This is a genomic window from Streptomyces phyllanthi, from assembly GCF_009377205.1.
In the GTDB taxonomy this organism is placed as follows: domain Bacteria; phylum Actinomycetota; class Actinomycetes; order Streptomycetales; family Streptomycetaceae; genus Streptomyces; species Streptomyces phyllanthi.
In genome coordinates this window covers 1-15,248 of record NZ_VJZE01000198.1, presented here as the reverse complement: position 1 = coordinate 15,248, position 15,248 = coordinate 1, and the positions used below count along the sequence as shown (strand labels likewise).

At 70.1% G+C, this 15,248-nt stretch carries 16 protein-coding genes; 3 read left to right on the top strand and 13 right to left on the bottom strand.

What is annotated here, in order from left to right; translation table 11 throughout:
* Positions 1-28: 28 nt before the first annotated feature.
* The 3 genes from FNH04_RS25225 to FNH04_RS25215 are packed head-to-tail and all read left to right on the top strand — an operon-like array spanning position 29 to position 1,254.
* Positions 29-586: a cupin domain-containing protein gene (locus FNH04_RS25225; RefSeq protein WP_152787985.1), complete on the top strand. Its 558-nt coding sequence runs from the start codon at positions 29-31 to the stop codon at positions 584-586.
* A 27-nt stretch (positions 587-613) separates the two neighbouring features.
* Positions 614-1,006, top strand: a complete 393-nt coding sequence (locus tag FNH04_RS49470; protein WP_152787983.1) for an aldehyde dehydrogenase family protein — start codon at positions 614-616, stop codon at positions 1,004-1,006.
* Positions 1,003-1,254 carry a hypothetical protein gene (locus tag FNH04_RS25215; RefSeq protein WP_152787981.1) on the top strand — a complete coding sequence of 84 codons (252 nt, stop codon included), beginning with the start codon at positions 1,003-1,005 and terminating at the stop codon, positions 1,252-1,254. Before FNH04_RS49470 ends, FNH04_RS25215 begins: the two co-directional genes overlap by 4 nt.
* Before the next feature lie 10 nt (positions 1,255-1,264).
* Here the strand turns inward: FNH04_RS25215 and FNH04_RS25210 are convergent, their stop codons facing one another.
* The 13 genes from FNH04_RS25210 to FNH04_RS25150 form a co-directional block, all read right to left on the bottom strand.
* Positions 1,265-1,777, bottom strand: coding sequence for an ATP-binding protein (locus tag FNH04_RS25210; RefSeq protein WP_152787979.1), 513 nt, complete (start codon positions 1,775-1,777; stop codon positions 1,265-1,267).
* Positions 1,778-1,974: 197 nt separating this feature from the next.
* A complete protein-coding gene (locus FNH04_RS25205; RefSeq protein ID WP_152787977.1) occupies positions 1,975-2,709 on the bottom strand; it encodes an SDR family NAD(P)-dependent oxidoreductase in 735 nt (244 codons plus the stop codon).
* A gap of 81 nt (positions 2,710-2,790) precedes the next feature.
* Entirely contained in the window at positions 2,791-4,203 is a 1,413-nt protein-coding gene (aspA, locus tag FNH04_RS25200; RefSeq protein ID WP_152787975.1) for an aspartate ammonia-lyase, read from the bottom strand.
* A gap of 151 nt (positions 4,204-4,354) precedes the next feature.
* Positions 4,355-5,638 carry an NAD(P)/FAD-dependent oxidoreductase gene (locus FNH04_RS25195; protein ID WP_152787973.1) on the bottom strand — a complete coding sequence of 428 codons (1,284 nt, stop codon included), beginning with the start codon at positions 5,636-5,638 and terminating at the stop codon, positions 4,355-4,357.
* A gap of 49 nt (positions 5,639-5,687) precedes the next feature.
* Positions 5,688-6,359 (bottom strand): haloacid dehalogenase type II, encoded by a 672-nt coding sequence (locus FNH04_RS25190; RefSeq protein ID WP_152787970.1) that lies wholly within the window; start codon positions 6,357-6,359, stop codon positions 5,688-5,690.
* Between the two features lie 54 nt (positions 6,360-6,413).
* Positions 6,414-7,364 (bottom strand): aldo/keto reductase, encoded by a 951-nt coding sequence (locus FNH04_RS25185; RefSeq protein ID WP_152787968.1) that lies wholly within the window; start codon positions 7,362-7,364, stop codon positions 6,414-6,416.
* Entirely contained in the window at positions 7,361-8,818 is a 1,458-nt protein-coding gene (locus tag FNH04_RS25180) for an aldehyde dehydrogenase family protein (protein WP_322723807.1), read from the bottom strand. The genes FNH04_RS25185 and FNH04_RS25180 overlap by 4 nt, the downstream gene beginning before the upstream one ends.
* The gene (locus FNH04_RS25175; RefSeq protein WP_152787966.1) at positions 8,815-9,768 is read right to left on the bottom strand and encodes a succinylglutamate desuccinylase/aspartoacylase family protein; all 954 of its coding nucleotides are present in this window, start codon (positions 9,766-9,768) and stop codon (positions 8,815-8,817) included. The genes FNH04_RS25180 and FNH04_RS25175 overlap by 4 nt, the downstream gene beginning before the upstream one ends.
* Before the next feature lie 23 nt (positions 9,769-9,791).
* Entirely contained in the window at positions 9,792-11,174 is a 1,383-nt protein-coding gene (locus tag FNH04_RS25170; protein WP_152787964.1) for an aminotransferase class III-fold pyridoxal phosphate-dependent enzyme, read from the bottom strand.
* Positions 11,171-12,037 (bottom strand): ABC transporter permease, encoded by an 867-nt coding sequence (locus FNH04_RS25165; protein ID WP_152787962.1) that lies wholly within the window; start codon positions 12,035-12,037, stop codon positions 11,171-11,173. The genes FNH04_RS25170 and FNH04_RS25165 overlap by 4 nt, the downstream gene beginning before the upstream one ends.
* A complete protein-coding gene (locus FNH04_RS25160; RefSeq protein WP_152787960.1) occupies positions 12,034-12,930 on the bottom strand; it encodes an ABC transporter permease in 897 nt (298 codons plus the stop codon). The genes FNH04_RS25165 and FNH04_RS25160 overlap by 4 nt, the downstream gene beginning before the upstream one ends.
* Before the next feature lie 3 nt (positions 12,931-12,933).
* A complete protein-coding gene (locus tag FNH04_RS25155; protein ID WP_322723806.1) occupies positions 12,934-14,073 on the bottom strand; it encodes an ABC transporter ATP-binding protein in 1,140 nt (379 codons plus the stop codon).
* Positions 14,066-15,175: an extracellular solute-binding protein gene (locus tag FNH04_RS25150; protein ID WP_152787958.1), complete on the bottom strand. Its 1,110-nt coding sequence runs from the start codon at positions 15,173-15,175 to the stop codon at positions 14,066-14,068. The genes FNH04_RS25155 and FNH04_RS25150 overlap by 8 nt, the downstream gene beginning before the upstream one ends.
* Positions 15,176-15,248 lie beyond the last annotated feature (73 nt).

The window sequence follows — 15,248 nt, the reverse complement described above, 5'->3', positions numbered from 1 at the left end:
GATCCGTACCCACCAATGGAGGTAGGTCATGAAGGTCCGCCGCGTCCTCGTAGCGCGTTCCGAGGGCACCAGCCGCGTCATCGAGGACGGTGAGCCTCCCAGAGCGACGGTCGCCGTCGAGACTCCCGGCTTCGAGCAGACCCTGGTCTGGTGCACACCGCCCGTCCCCGCATCCGCATACCCGGGAACCGATCCGACCGTCGTGACGCGAACCCTGCTGCCCGAACCGGGCGGCACGAGCTTCATCATCCTCACCTTCCCGCCCGACGCGGTGTACGCCGCTCCCGACTTCGATCCGGCTGCGGCTGCCGCCGAGGCGGCACGCAACAGCCCTGGAATAGCGGAGCTGTTCGAGCCGGACGACCCGGGCATGCACACCACTCCGACCGTCGACTACGACGTCGTACTGGACGGTGAGCTCTGGCTGGCCCTCGATGACGGGGAGGTGCGCCTGTCCGCGGGGGACGTCGTCGTCCAGCACGGCACTCGGCACGCGTGGCGCAACAAGAGCGACAAACCCGCCACGCTGATGGCGGTGCTCATCGGCGCGCGCGAGGAGGCCGGCGCGGCGGAGAGGGGCGAGTAGCCATGGCCATGGATCTCGGGTGGGCGCATGCTCCGCATGACGGAGCGTGTACAGGCGGGGACCATCTGGGGCAACACCATGCGCCTGTACCACCCGGGTCTCTGGTTCGGCGGGATGAAGGCGAGCGGGCAGGGAAGCGCCTACGCGGAGGGCACGATCGAGGACTCCACGCGTGTGCGGCGTGTGACCATCCGCTTCGACGAGGCCGCGCCCACCCCCGCGTGGCCCGACCTGGACGGCGATGGTCTTCCTCGACGGAGGCTTCCCCTTCGGCGGATCGAGCCGGCTGGACGGGATGACCCCGCATTGCCCGCGCGGCCCGCATCGCCTCGGCGGAACGGTTCAGCGGCGGGCTCGGCGTTCCGCTCCCTCCGGCAGAGGCCTTCGGGTTGTCCGATCCACAGGACATCGCGTGGGTGAACAGGCGCCTGACACCACAGCCGCTCAGTGTGGAGGCGTCACCGCTACCGCTGAAGAACGACATCGGCAACGGCTTGCCCTGCACCTACGCGCGCTTCACCGAACCCGCGTTTCCCGGGGTGGATCCGTATGCCGCCTACGCACGTGGCCGAGCCGACTGGAGATTCGTGGAACTCCCAGGGGACCATGACGGCATCATCTCCGTTCCGGGCCCCGTTGCCGCACTGCTCGAATCCCTCGGTGCCTGATCGCCTCGGCCTAGACGCCGGCGCCTTTTGCACCGGGTGCGGCGGGGCGGGCGTTGTGGGGTGGCGCCGGCAGGTCTGCCCATTGGGTTGCCCGCCCGGAGGCGAGGTATGTGCCGTGCCGGAGGGACAGGGCGGCGACAATGCTCAGTCCGCGGCCGTTCTCATCGGGGTCCGGGCGGTCAGGGAATGAGGACGGCCGAGGGGCTGGGCCCCTGTCACTGACCTCGATGCGGAGAACGCGACGACCGTCGGCTTCGGGCATGGACAGGCGGAGTTCGGCCGGCGGCAGGGCGTGGTCGATGGCGTTGGTGGCCAGTTCGGAGATCACGAGGACGGCATCGTCGACCGCGTCGTGGGAGAGGCCCCAGCGGGTGAGCAGGGCGTGTGCGCGATGGCGCAGGGTGCGGACGGCCTCGGGGATGTGAGAGATCGGACAGACGTATGCCGTGCCCGGTGGGACGGTGTCGGGTCGGGGTCTCTGCGGGGCCGGGGTGGTCAGGGTGGCTTCGGGTCTTGGCAACATCGCGGGCCTCCTGGGCGGCGTCGGCGAGGGGCTTCGCCGCTGCCCCGGGGGGCCTTCCCCTCGGGGGCGATCGTGCCACCATGTGGCACGTAATGCCGCATAGCGGCATGATTATGGTTGGTCATTGTTCACGCAAAAGTCAATGGGTGGGACCTGACCGGAATCTGTTGGCTGCGAGGCCAGGGCTTGGACCAGCGTCAGAAGGCCGTGTAGCCCCCGTCCACGGGAAGGACGGCACCGGTGATGTACGACGACTCCGGGCAGGCGAGGAAGAGAACCGCATCGGCGACCTCCTCGGGCGTGGCGAGCCGGCCGAGCGGGATGGAGTCCTCTCTGGTGCGCCGGTAGGCGGCGGGATCGGGACGTCGCTGGAACGAGGCCTCGATGACCGGCGTCACCGTCAGGCCGGGCGCCACCACGTTGACGCGGATGTTGCGGGGCGCCCATTCGACGGCAGCGCCGCGCGCGAGCGCGATGAGGCCGCCCTTGGCGGCGGAGTACAGGGTCTGGTTCGGCATGCCGACCATGCCGAGGCGCGAGCTCACGCACACCATCGACGCTCCCGGCCCGGGGGCCAGCGGCATCAGGTGCTTCATGACCAGGAACGTGCTCAGGAGGTTGCTGTGCAGCACGTCGCGCGCGTCGTCGTAGGTTGTCTCTTCGAGCGGGCTGGACCGCTGGAGTCCATGGCAGAGGACGACCACGCCCACGTCCCCCAGGTGGTCCGCCGCTCGGGCGGCGAGCTCGGAGACGAAGGTCTCGTCGTTGAGGTCCCCCGCGAGGTAGAGATCCTCCGGATGGTCCTCGGGCAGGTCAGGTCGCCGCCCGGTGAGCAGGAGGTTGGCGCCCTCGCGGCGGAAGCGGGAGGCGACTGCCTGACCGATCCCGCTCGATGCTCCGGTGATCACGGCGTTGACGTTCTGGAGTCTCATCTTCGGTCCTCGGCAAGTGTGATGGTCGGCTGCTAGGTGCTCGTACCGGAGTTCCGCTCCGGTCCCGGTGTCGCCGGCCCGTCAGACCGGCGCCTGGCCACTGCCGGCCACGACCTCGGGCCGCAGCAGGCCGGCGAGCGTCTCGGCCGGCAACAAGCCCTTTTCCAGGACGAGTTCGGCCACGCCCCGGCCGGTGGCGAGGGCCTCCTTGGCGATGTCGGTGGCGGCCGAGTAGCCGATGTGCGGGTTGAGAGCGGTCACCAGGCCGATGGAGTTCTCGACGGTCGCGCGCAGCGTCTCGGTGTTGGCGGTGATGCCGGACACGCAGCGCTCGGCCAGCGTCAGGCATGCGTTGCGCAGGTGCGTGATGCCTTCGGACAGGGAGTGCAGGATGATCGGTTCGAAGGCGTTGAGCTGGAGCTGTCCGGCCTCGGCGGCCATGGTGATGGTGACGTCGTTGCCGATCACCTCGAAGGCGACCTGGTTGACGACCTCGGGGATGACGGGGTTGACCTTGCCCGGCATGATCGACGAACCGGCCTGTACGGGCGGCAGGTTGATCTCGCCCAGCCCGGCGCGCGGACCGGAGGAGAGCAGGCGCAGGTCGTTGCAGCTCTTGGACAGCTTGACGGCGATGCGCTTGAGCACGCCCGACATCTGTACGAAGGCGCCGCAGTCCTGGGTCGCCTCGACCAGGTTGGCGGCGGTGACCAGCGGCAGCCCGGTGATGTCGGCGAGATGGCGGCGCGCCGACTCGGCGTATCCGGCCGGGGCGTTGAGGCCGGTGCCGATCGCGGTGGCACCGAGATTGATCTCGTGCATCAGCTCCACGGCCTCGGCGAGCCGGCTGCGGTCCTCCTCGATCATGACCGCGTACGCCGAGAACTCCTGACCGAGCGTCATCGGCACCGCGTCCTGCAGTTGGGTACGGCCCATCTTGAGGATGTCGCGGAACTCGACCGCCTTGGCGGCGAAGGCGTCCTGGAGCACGAACATGGCCCTGAGCAGGCCGTGCACCGCGAACACCGTCGCGATCCTGACGGCGGTCGGGTAGACGTCGTTGGTCGACTGGCCGAGGTTGACGTCCTCGTTGGGGTGCAGGAACGCGTACTGGCCCTTGGCGTGGCCCAGCAGCTCCAGCGCCCGGTTGGCCACGACCTCGTTGGCGTTCATGTTGGTCGAGGTGCCGGCGCCGCCCTGGATCACGTCGACCACGAACTGGTCGTGCAGCTTGCCGCCGCGGATCTCCTGGCAGGCCGCGACGATCGCGGCCGCCTTCCCCGGCTCCAGCAGGCCCAGCTCCTCGTTCGCGAGGGCGGCGGCCTCCTTCACGGCGGCCAGGGCTTCGATCAGGTACGGGTAGGCGGAGATCGGCGTGCCGGTTATGGGGAAGTTCTCCATGGCGCGCAGCGTGTGCACGCCCCAGTACGCCTCGGCGGGTACGTCGCGGTCGCCGAGCAGGTCGTGCTCGCTGCGGGTGGCTGCGGCGGTCATGGCGGTGTGCGGGCCTTCTCTCGGAGCGGGTTCGGGCGTGGATACGCGGTGGGGAGGCGACGGCGACGCTGCGGGGACTTCCCACGACCACTTCGTGCGAAGTCCCCGCAGCGTCATCGCCATCGCCATCGGCGTCGGCGTCGACGTCGGCTCAGAGCAGCTTGTCCTTCGCCTTGTAGTAGGCGCCGCCGAAGGGCAGGAACCAGGCGGTGCCGTTGTAGAAGGGGACGGGGACCTTCGGGAAGCCGAGGCCGCGCAGGGGGTTGGCCTCGGGGCGGCCGTCCATCATCTCGGCGACCGCTCGGCCCATATAGGTGGCCATCTGGACGCCGTGACCGCAGTAACCCATCGAGTAGTACAGGCCGTTGACCTCGCCCGCGTGCGGGACGCGGTCCCAGGAGAAACCGACCATGCCGCCCCACACGTAGTCGATGCGCACGCCGGCCAGCTGCGGGAAGATCTCGGTCATCTCCCGCTTGAGGATGTCGCCGCTCTTGATGTCGGAAGCCGGGTTGGAGGGGGCGAAGCGGGCCCGGCCGCCGAAGGCGAGGCGGTTGTCCGGGGTGAGGCGGACGTAGTGGCCGACGTTCTTGTGGGCGACCAGCAGGCGGCCGTTCGGGATGAGTTCCTTGGCGCGCGCCTCCCCCAGCGGCTCGGTGACGATGATGAAGCTGCCGACGTTGATCAGCCGCTTCCGGAACCACGGCATCGACTTGTCGGTGTAGGCATCCGTCGCCGCCATGACCTGCTTGGCACGGATGGTGCCGTGCAGGGTCTCCACCAGGAAGCCGCCGCCAGGCAGGCGGGTGAGGCCGGTGGCGGCGTTGCGCTCGTGGATCTCGGCGCCGGCACGCTCGGCGGCGTCCGCCAGGCCGACGACGAACTTGCCCACGTGCAGGCCCGCGCTGAGCGGGTCGAGCAGGGCGCCGTGGTAGTAGTCCGTGCCGAGTTCGGCCCGCAGTTCGCTCTTGCTCAGGACGATCGTCTCGTGGCCGAAGTTGTCGGCCAGATCGCGCTGCTTGGCCCGCAGGCCCTCGAAGTGCCCGGGCTTGCAGACCGCGCCGAGGCGCCCGGAGCGGTTGAAGTCGCAGTCGATCTGCTCCTTCAGCGTGAGGTCCTCGACGACGTCGACCGCCTCGCGGAAGGCGTTGTACAGCTCGAGTGCGCGCTCCTGGCCGTAGCGCTTGCGCGCCTCGGCGGGGCTGATGGTGATGCCCTGGGTGCACATGCTGCCGTTGCGCCCGGAGGCGCCCGAGCCGACCTTGTCCTTCTCGACGAGGACGACCCGGGCGCCCTTGCGGGCGGTGTGGTAGGCGGTGGACAGACCGGTGAGCCCGCCGCCGATCACCACCACGTCCGCCTCGTCGGGCAGGTCCTTTCCGGAACGGTCGGGCAGGGCGGGGGCTGTGTCCAGCCAGTAGGGGATCTGCTTCATGGCGTGCGTCCTCTGTCTTCTCAGTCCTGTGTCGCCGTGTCGCCTGGTGTCAGCAGCCGAGGAGCTTCGGCAGGCCCGACAGGTCGGGCAGCTCGTCGTACGGCTGGTAGTCGGCGCTGCCGGGGCGGCCGTAGCGGTTGATCCACACGCGGCGCTTCAGGCCGAGGTCGCGGGTCGGGATGTGGTCGTACTCCCAGCCCTGGGCGGTGTGGATGACCTGCGACGGCTCGACGCCCATGGTCCTGAAGGCGTGCTTGAAGGTCTGGCGGTCCGGCTTGTAGGCGCCGGCCTGCTGGGCGGTGATGACGTAGTCGAACTCGACGCCGATGTTCTCGACGTTCCGCGCGATCAGGTTGTCGTCGGTGTTGGAGATGATGGCGATCTCGTACTTGGTCTTCAGCGCGCGCAGGGCCTCCGGCACCTCCGGGAAGGGGCCGAAGGTGGGGACGGCGTCCACGAGGGCCTCGCCGTCGGAGTCGCGGTACTCCAGGCCGTGCAGGCGCATGGCGTTCTTCAGGCTGGAGGGCAGGATCTCGTGGTAGGGGCGGTAGGCCTCCAGCACGGCCTGGAAGCGCATGACGCGGAAGTCGTCGAGGAACTCGTCGACGTCCAGGTTGTCCAGGTCCAGCCGGCCGGAGTCGGAAAGGATCTTCAGGGTGGTGGGGCCGAGCTGGAAGTCGACCAGGGTTCCATAGGCGTCGAAGGTGACGATCTCTCGCATGGTGTTCAGCCTCTGTCTCGCGGGTTTCCAGAATTTCCAGAAGGGGCGGGGACTTCAGACGACGCGTTCGCCGGGGGTGACGATCGCGTCCAGGGCGGCCAGGTCGGCCGCGTCGGGGATCCAGTCGGCCGCGGCCGCGTTGGCGGTGACCTGTTCGGGGTTCATGGCGCCGCAGATGACCGAGCCGACCGCGGGGAGCGCGGCCAGTCCGCCCACGGCGACCTGGAGGAGGGTCAGGCCGCGTTCGGCGCCGTACTCGGTGAGCGCCTCGGCCTTGTCGAGGGCCGCGTCGGTGAGCCAGCCCTGCCGCCAGGACAGGCGGCTGCCGGGCGGGGGCTGCTCGCCGCGCCGGTACTTGCCGCTGAGCAGGCCGTTGGCCAGCGGGTAGTACGGCAGCAGGCCGACGCCGTGGCGCAGGCACGCGGGGATCAGGTCCTGCTCCACGCTCCGGTCGAGGAGGTGGTAGCGGGCCTGGGTGGACACGAAGGCGCCGGTGAGGTGCTCGGCCGGCAGGTTGGAGCAGCCGATGAAACCGATCTTGCCGTCGTCCACCAGTTCCTGGAGCGCGGCCACCGTCTCCTCCAGCGGGGTGACGCCGTCCGGCTCGTGGTACTGGTACAGGTCGATCCGGTCGGTGCCGAGCCGGCGCAGGGACGCCTCGACGGCGTACCGGATGTAGGGGCGGGCACCCCGCCGGCCGTACCGGTCGGCCTCTGGCCCCATCTCCATACCGAACTTGGTGGCCAGGACGACATCGTCCCGGTGCCCCTTCAGGGCGGCACCCAGAAGCCGTTCGCCGTCACCGCGCGAGCCGCCGCGCCCGCTGCCGCTCTCCCCGGACCCGCCGTACATGTCGGCCGTGTCGAACAGGGTGATGCCTGCGTCGATGGCCGCGTGGACGACCGCCTTCGTGCCCTCCTCGTCGAGGCGGGAGCCGAAGTTGTTGCCGCCGACGCCGACCACGGAGACGGCCGGGCCGCGTTCGCCCAGGGTGCGGTACCTCATGAACGGCTCCCGAACCCGATGCAGACGTTCTTGGTCTGCAGGTAGCTGTCCAGGCCCGCGAGGCCCTTCTCCCGGCCCCAGCCGCTGTGCTTGTAGCCGCCGAAGGGGAGCTCGACGCCGGTGCCGACACCGGTGGCGTTGACGTAGACCTGACCGGCCCGGATGCCCTCGGCCAGCCGCATCGCCCTGTCGATGTCGCGCGTCCAGACGTACGAGGCGAGGCCGTACGGGCTGTCGTTGGCGATGTCCAGGGCCTCGTCGGCGTCGTCGAACTCGATGACGGTGACGACGGGGCCGAAGATCTCCTCGCGGGCGCACCGGGCGTCGTTCGTCAGACCGGTGAGGACGGTCGGTTCGACGTAGTAGCCGTCGGCCAGGGCCGGATCGGACGGGGCGCCGCCGACGCGGACCGTCGCGCCCTCCTGCCGGGCCAGGTCCAGGTAGCTCAGCACCCGGTCGCGCTGCCGGGCGGCGACCAGCGGGCCGACGTCCGGGTCGGTGAGCCCCGGGCCGACGCGCAGTGAGGCGGCGTGCGCGACCAGCTTGTCGAGGAACTCCTCGGCGCCGCGCTGGAGCAGCAGCCGGGTGCCGGCCGAGCAGGTCTGGCCCGCGTTGCCGAAGGCCGAGGCCGCGATGGCGGTCAGCGCCAGGTCGAAGTCGGCGTCGGCGAAGACGACGACCGGGGACTTGCCGCCCAACTCCGTGACGGACGGCACCACGTTGGCCGCGGCCGCCTGGGCGACCTTGATGCCGGTGGGTACCGACCCGGTGAAGGTGACCTGGTCGATGTCCGGGTGACCGGCGAGGGCCGCGCCCGTCTCCCCGTCGCCGGGGACGACGTTGAGGACGCCCGGGGGAAGACCGCACTCCAGGGCGATCCTGCCGATCTCCAGCGGGGTGAGCGGCGCCTCCGGCGACGGCTTGAGCACCACCGTGCAGCCCGCCGCCAGTGCCGGAGCCGAGCCCCGCGCGGTGTTCTGCAGCGGGTAGTTGAACGGGATGATCTGGCCAGAGACGCCGATCGGCTCACGGACCGTGTAGTCGATCAGGCCGGGGCCGAGAGGGATCGTCGTGCCGCCGAGCTTGTCGGCGGCGCCCGCGTAGAACTCGAAGTAGCGGGCCGCCGCCTCGACATCGGCCTTGGCCTGGCGGAGCGGCTTGCCGACGTCCTGGCTCTCCAGCCGGGCCAGCCGTTCGCCCTGGTAGCGGATGGCCTCGGCGATCCGGTACAGGATGCGGCCCCGGTCGGCGGCACGCATGCGGGCCCACGCGGGAGAGGTGAAGGCCGAGCGCGCCGCCGCCACCGCCTGGTCCACGTCCGCCTTGCCGGCCAGCGCCACCTGGGCGATGGCCGTCCCGTCGGAGGGGTCCAGGACGGTGAAGGAGCGTCCGTCGGCGGCCGGTCTCTGCTTGCCGTCGATCAGCAGCTCGGTCAGCTGAAGTTCGGCGCTCACGGCCGGATCTCCCCCTGCACCTCACCGAAGATGACGACCTCGTCGCCCGGACGGACCGTACGGATCCGGCGCACCCAGAGCACGATGCCCTCCTGCGGGGCGAGGACCTCCTCCAGCGTGTTGCCGTAGTGGTCGGTGATGGTGGCGATCAGGTCGCCTTCCTTGCAGGTCTCCCCGGGCTCGGCGCGAGCGACGAAGAAGCCGCCGGAGGCGGAGCGGGCGAAGGTGCCGGAGACGGTGGTGTAGGAGTCCCGCAGCTTCACCTCGCCGTCGATCATGCCGAACTGGCGCAGGACGTTGCGGATCGAGTTCATGTGCGTCTCGACGTTGGCCTCGCGGTAGGTGCCGCCGCCGACCTCGATTGTGATGGCGGGCTTGCCGGCCGCGAGGGCCGGGTGGCGGACCGTGCCGCCCCACTTGCCGCCCTTCCAGACCAGCTCGTGCCCGGCGGCCAGGGCGAGGTCCGTCGCCAGCTCCTCGTAGCCGCCCTGGAGGATGACCAGCGGGGCGATCTCGCCGTAGGCGCCGCCGGTGTGCAGGTCGACCACGGCGTCGACGGCCGGGACGACCTTCTCGACGAAGGTGGCGGCCAGGCGCTGGGAGTACGAGCCCTCCGCGTCGCCCGGGAAGATCCGGTTGAGGTTGAGGTGGTCGATGCCGCTCGCGCGGGCCGCCGCCTCGAAGGCCGGGGTGTTCAGGCAGGGGATGCCGACGACGGTGCCGCGCAGGGTGGCCGGGTCGATCTCGGCGAGGACCCGGCGGACGGCCTCCTGGCCGTCGTACTCGTCGCCGTGCACGCCCGCGTCCACGCACAGGACCGGGCCGTCCTGGGCGCCGTTGACGACGATCAGCGGAATGCCGAGTTCCACGCCGTAGCTGCTGGTGCCGACCGGGATGAGGCCCTGGGCGCGCTCGCCGGGGGCGACGGTCAGCGGACCGATGGAGTACATGTGGTTCCTTCCCAAAACGTGGATCAGATGCGGGCCGACGCCTCGGCGAGGGTGCCCGCGATGATCGCGGCGATACGGTCGAGGACGGCGCGGTCGCTGATCAGCGGCGGCGCGATCTGGACCAGCGGCGCGGAGCGGTTGTAGACGCGGGCCAGCAGGCCGGCCTCGCGCAGTCGGCGCGGGATCAGGTCGACGATCAGTTCGGTGCGGGCGGTGTCGCTGAAGCCGCCGCCGTCGAGGTCGCCGACGAGTTCGCAGGAGTAGAAGAACCCGGTGCCGCGGACGTCGCCGACGATCGGCAGGTCCTTGAGGGCCGCCATGCGCGCCCCCAGGTCGTCCTGGAGGCCGCGGACGTTGTCCAGGATCCGGTCCCGCTCCATGATCTCGAGGTTGCGCAGGGCGATGGCCGTACTCAGCGGGTGCCCGGCGAAGGTGTAGCCGTGGTTGAGGACCGCGCCGGGCCGGTTGATGACCTCGGTGACCTTGGTGCCGACCAACGTCGCGCCCAGGGGGGCGTACCCCGCGGTGATGCCCTTGGCGACGGTGACCATGTCCGGGCGGGCGCCGTAGCGGTCCCCGCCGAACCACTCCCCGACCCGGCCGAACGCCGTGATCACCTCGTCGGCGACGAGCAGGAAGCCGTACCGGTCGGCCAGCGCCCGCAACCCCTGCCAGTAGCCCTCGGGCGGGGTGATGCAACCGCCCCGGTTCTGCACGGGCTCGGCGATGAGCATCGCGACGGTCTCCGGGCCCTCGGCCAGGATCGTGGCCTCCAGCTCGGCGAGCAGCCATGCCGTGTGGACCTCGTCGTCCGCGAACTCCGGTGCGAGGCCGAAGCGGTTGGTGTTCGACACGAACCGGGTGTCGATCGCCGGCGGGCCGTACGGCTCCGTCAGGCCGGGGTCGTCGGTGAGGGACAGCGTGCCGACGGTCAGCCCGTGGTAGGCGCCGCGCCGGGCGATGGCCTTGGTGCGGCCCGGCTCGCCGCGCAGGGCGTGGTAGCGGCGGGCGATCTTCCAGGCGGTCTCGACGGCTTCGGCGCCGCCGCTCGAGAAGAAGGTGTGCTCGATGTCGACGGGGGCGATCCGGGACAGCCGCTCGGCGAGCTCTATGGCCGTGGGGTGCGCGGAGCCGGTCCACAGCGGGCTGTAGCACAGCTCGCGCAGTTGCCGCTCGGCGGCCTCCGCGAACTCGGGACCGTAGGAGTAGCCGAGCTGGCAGCAGTACAGCCCCGACAGGCCGTCGATGTAGCGGTTGCCGTCGGCGTCGTCGACGTACGGGCCCTCGCCGCGGCGGACGACGAACAGTTCCTGGCCCGGCGTCGCGAGCGATCCGTTGGCGGTCATGTTCAGCAGCAGGTGCCGCTGAGCGGTGGCGGCGGCCGGCTGAGTGGTGGCGGCGGTCATACGGCTTCACCTCCCGGGGTGGCGATCCCGGTCGCGGTCTCGACGGAGAGCAGGGAGTCCTGCCGCCCGGAACCGAGCCAGCGCACCAGGGCCACCAGGCCCAGGGCGAGGATCGCGAAGGCGATGAGGATCGCGCTGACCGCGGTCACGCTGGGGTCGATCTCGAAGGTCAGTGAGTTGTAGACCCGCACCGGCAGGGTGACGGTGTCGACCGAGGAGAGGAACTGGGAGATGTAGAACTCGTCGAAGCTGGTGATGAAGGAGAAGATCGCTGCCGCGATCATTCCCGGCGCGGCGAGGGGGAAGGTGATCTTCCGGGCGATCGTCAGCCGGCCGGCGCCCATGCTGGCCGCGGCGTCCTCGAGGCGTTCGTCGATCCCGCGCAGGGTCGCGATGAGGATCAGCACCGCGATCGGCGAGGCCAGCACGGTGTGCCCCAGGGCGATCGCGATCGGGCTGCCCAGCATCGCGGCCGGCTCGAAGAGCAGGAACAGGCCCAGTGCGGTGACGATCTGCGGGATCACCAGCGGTCCGAGCACCAGGGCGAAGACCGCCGAGCGCAGCGGCAGTTCGCTGCGGACCAGGGCGGTCGCCGCGGTCACCCCGATGATCAGCGAGAACACGGTGCTCAGAGCGGCGACCAAGGCGCTCAGAGAGAGCGCGGCCGGCCACTTGCTGCCGTCGGCGAACAGGGCCTTGTACCAGTTCAGCGTCCACGCCTCGGGCGGGAAGGCCGCGAAGGCGTTGTTGCTGAAGGAGGTGACGAGGATGACGACGATCGGCAGCGCCAGGAACAAAAGGATCACGGTGGCGACGGCGGTCAGGGCGATCCGGCCGGTGAGGGTCTTGCGCAGCTCCATCATGAGGCGTTCCTCTTCTTACGGCTGGCACCCAGGGAGCTGACGAGCTTGACCAGCAGCAGTCCGGCAAGGGTGAGGACCAGCAGGATGACGCCCTGGGCGGCCGCCCCGTTCCACTGGTTCTCCTTGGTGACCTGCTGGTTGATGAGGGTGGCGATCATCGTCTGGTTGGGTCCGCCCATCAGGGCCGGGGTGATGTAGTAGCCCAGCGAGAGGATGAAGCTGAGCAGTCCGGCACTGGCCAGGCCGGGGGCGACCAGCGGCAGGTAGACCCGGCGGAAGATCGTCACGCGTCCCGCGCCCATGCTGGCCGCGGCGGCGAGCAGCCGCCGGTCCACGCCGCGCATCACGCCGTACAGCAGCAGCACCGTGTACGGGAGCATCATCGAGGTAGTGCCGATGACCACGCCGAGCTCGTTGTAGAGCAGCTGGAACGGGGCGCCGGGGACCGGCATGGCGGTGAGGGTCTCGTTCACCAGGCCCTTGTCGCCGAGCATGATGATCCAGCCGTAGGTGCGCACCAGGGCGCTGACGAAGTGCGGGACGACCACGACCAGCATCGCAAGGCCGGCCAGGATGGGCTTGAGCCGGGAGATCGCCTGGGCCAGGACGAACCCGAAGACCAGGCTCAGCACCGCCGTCTCGGCGGAGATCCGCAGGGTGGTGATCAGGACGGAGAGGTTGACGCCCGTCAGCGCGTCGGCATACCAGTGCAGCGTGAACGAGCCGTCGGCGTCCTTCAGGCTCAGCAGCAGCGTGCTGAAGATCGGGTAGACGAACAGCACCAGCAGGTAGACGACGACCGGCAGGGCGTAGAGGATTCCGGCCCGGGTCCGGCGCGAGGCCAGGAGCTTGCGCGGACGGGCGGGGGCCCCCGCGGTGAGGGTGGCGGCCATGGCTCACCCTGCCTGTTCGCCGGCGAAGAGGTTGACGTCGTCCGGGTCGGCGGTGATCCCGACCCGCTCGCCCGCGACGGGTCCGCGGCCGGCCGGTACTTCCAGGCGCAGCAGTGGCGCGTCACCGCCGTCGATGCGCACGCCCGCGCGGACCAGAGTGCCCACGTACGTGGCGGTCTCCACCGTGCCGGTACAGAAGCCGTCGTCGCTGGCCGAGGCCCGTAGCCGGCCCGGCTGGACGGCGGCCTTGACCTGGGTGCCGGGGGCCAGGTCGTGGCGGCGCGCCTTGAGCAGGCCGCCGCTGTTGTCGAGGCGGACCAGGGTGTGCGCGTCGGTGTGCTGCTCGATGCGGCCGGGCAGGAAGTTGGCCGCGCCGAGGAAGTCCGCCACGAAGGGGGTCCTGGGCCGCTCGAACAGCTCGCGGGGGGTGTCGAACTGCTCGATCAGGCCGTTGCGCATCACCGCGATGCGGTCCGACATCACCAGCGCTTCTTCCTGGTCGTGCGTCACATAGATGACGGTCAGGCCGAGTTCCTGCTGGATGGTCTTGATCTCGACCTGGAGCTGGTCACGGAGCTTCTTGTCCAGGGCGCCGAGCGGTTCGTCCATGAGGATGACCGGCGGGCGGTAGACCAGGGCCCGGCACAGGGCGACCCGCTGCTGCTGGCCGCCGGACAGCTCGCGCGGCTTGCGGCCGCCGAACCCGGACAGGCCCGCGATCTCCAGCGTCTCCCCCACCCGACGGCGGATCTCGTCCTTCCCCACACCGCGCAGCGTGAGCGGGAAGGCGACGTTCTCACTGACCGTCATGTGCGGGAAGAGCAGGTACTGCTGGAAGACGAAGCCCAGGCCCCGCTTCTGCGGGGCGAGGCGGGTCACGTCACGGTCCCCGACGGTGATGGTGCCGGAGTCCGGTTCGCAGAAACCGGCGATCATCATCAGCGTCGTGGTCTTGCCCGACCCCGAGGAGCCGAGGAAGGTGACGAACTCCCCCGCCGCGATCTCCATGGACGCCTCGTCGACGGCGACGACGTCGCCGTAGGTCTTGCGCAGGGCCACCACCGACAGCGCTTTGCCGGTCGCGGTGGCCGGCTTGCCGCCGGCCACCTTGACGGACGGTGTGGCGACACCGAATTCAGCCACGAGCCCACTCCAGCCAGCGCTTGGTGACGGCCGATTCGTTCTTCAGCCACCAGTCGACATCCGCGTCGAAGCCCTTGTCGTAGTACTTCGGCGCACCGGCTAGCGCGTTGCGCTCGTCCTCGCTGAGCTTGGCGTAGGCCAGCGGGGACGACGGGTTCGACGGGAAGGCCTTGGCCAGGGCGGCCTGGACCTCGGCACGCAACGAGTAGTCCATGAGCTGGTAGGCGGCGTCCGCGTTGGCCGCGCCCTTGGCGATGGCATAGCCCGAGAACTGGCGGCGCATACCGTTGAGCTGCCGGGTGACCGGGACACCCTGCTTCTCCAGATCGGCGAGCCGGCCGTCCCAGACAGTCGACATCGTGACCTCCTGGCGGCTGAGGAGCACACCGGGGAGCGGGCCGCTGTCCCAGAACTTCTTGATGTCGCCCCGCAGCCGGGTCAGCACCTTGAAGGCACGGTCCACATCGAGCGGGTACAGCTTGTCCATCGGGACACCGTCGGCCAGCAGCGCGAACTCCAGCTCCGGCAGGTCACCGTCCGGGTGAACCATCGCGCGGCTGCCCTTGAACGCCTTGGTGTCCCAGAAATCCGCCCACGACTCCGGCTTCCTGCCCCCGAACGCGTCCGTGCGGTACCCGATGCACTGGCCGTAGAAGCTGTGGCCGATGGCATGGTCGGTGATCTGGTTCTGGGGGATCTTCGCGCTCTTCAGGCTCTTGAGCCGGTCTCGGTCGAGCGCCTCCAGGGCGTCCTGGGCAACGTACTTGAGGTGAGACATCATCGAGTTGTTGATGAGGTCGCACTGCGGGCGGCCCTGCTTGATCTGGGCGAGCAGCGGGGCGTCGTCCAGGTTGAGCACCTTGACGCTGATGCCGGTCTCCTGGGTGAACGGCGTGTAGATCGCCTTCTGGAGGGCCGCGCCGTAGGAACCGCCGCTGTCGCGGACGACCACCGTCTTGCCGCTCTTCCCACCGGCGCCGGCGCTCGTGCTGCGGCTGGTGCCGGTGCCGCAGGCGCTGAGGGCGGTCGCGGCGGCGACGCCGGCCGTGACCCCGCCTATTCCGCGCAGGAACAGTCTGCGGTCGATCCGGGCATCTTTCATCGTGTGCCTCCTGGTGGTGCTGGCCGTGAGAAGGGGGGCGGTTGACGTGAGAAGGGGGGCGGCTGTGTGGGGG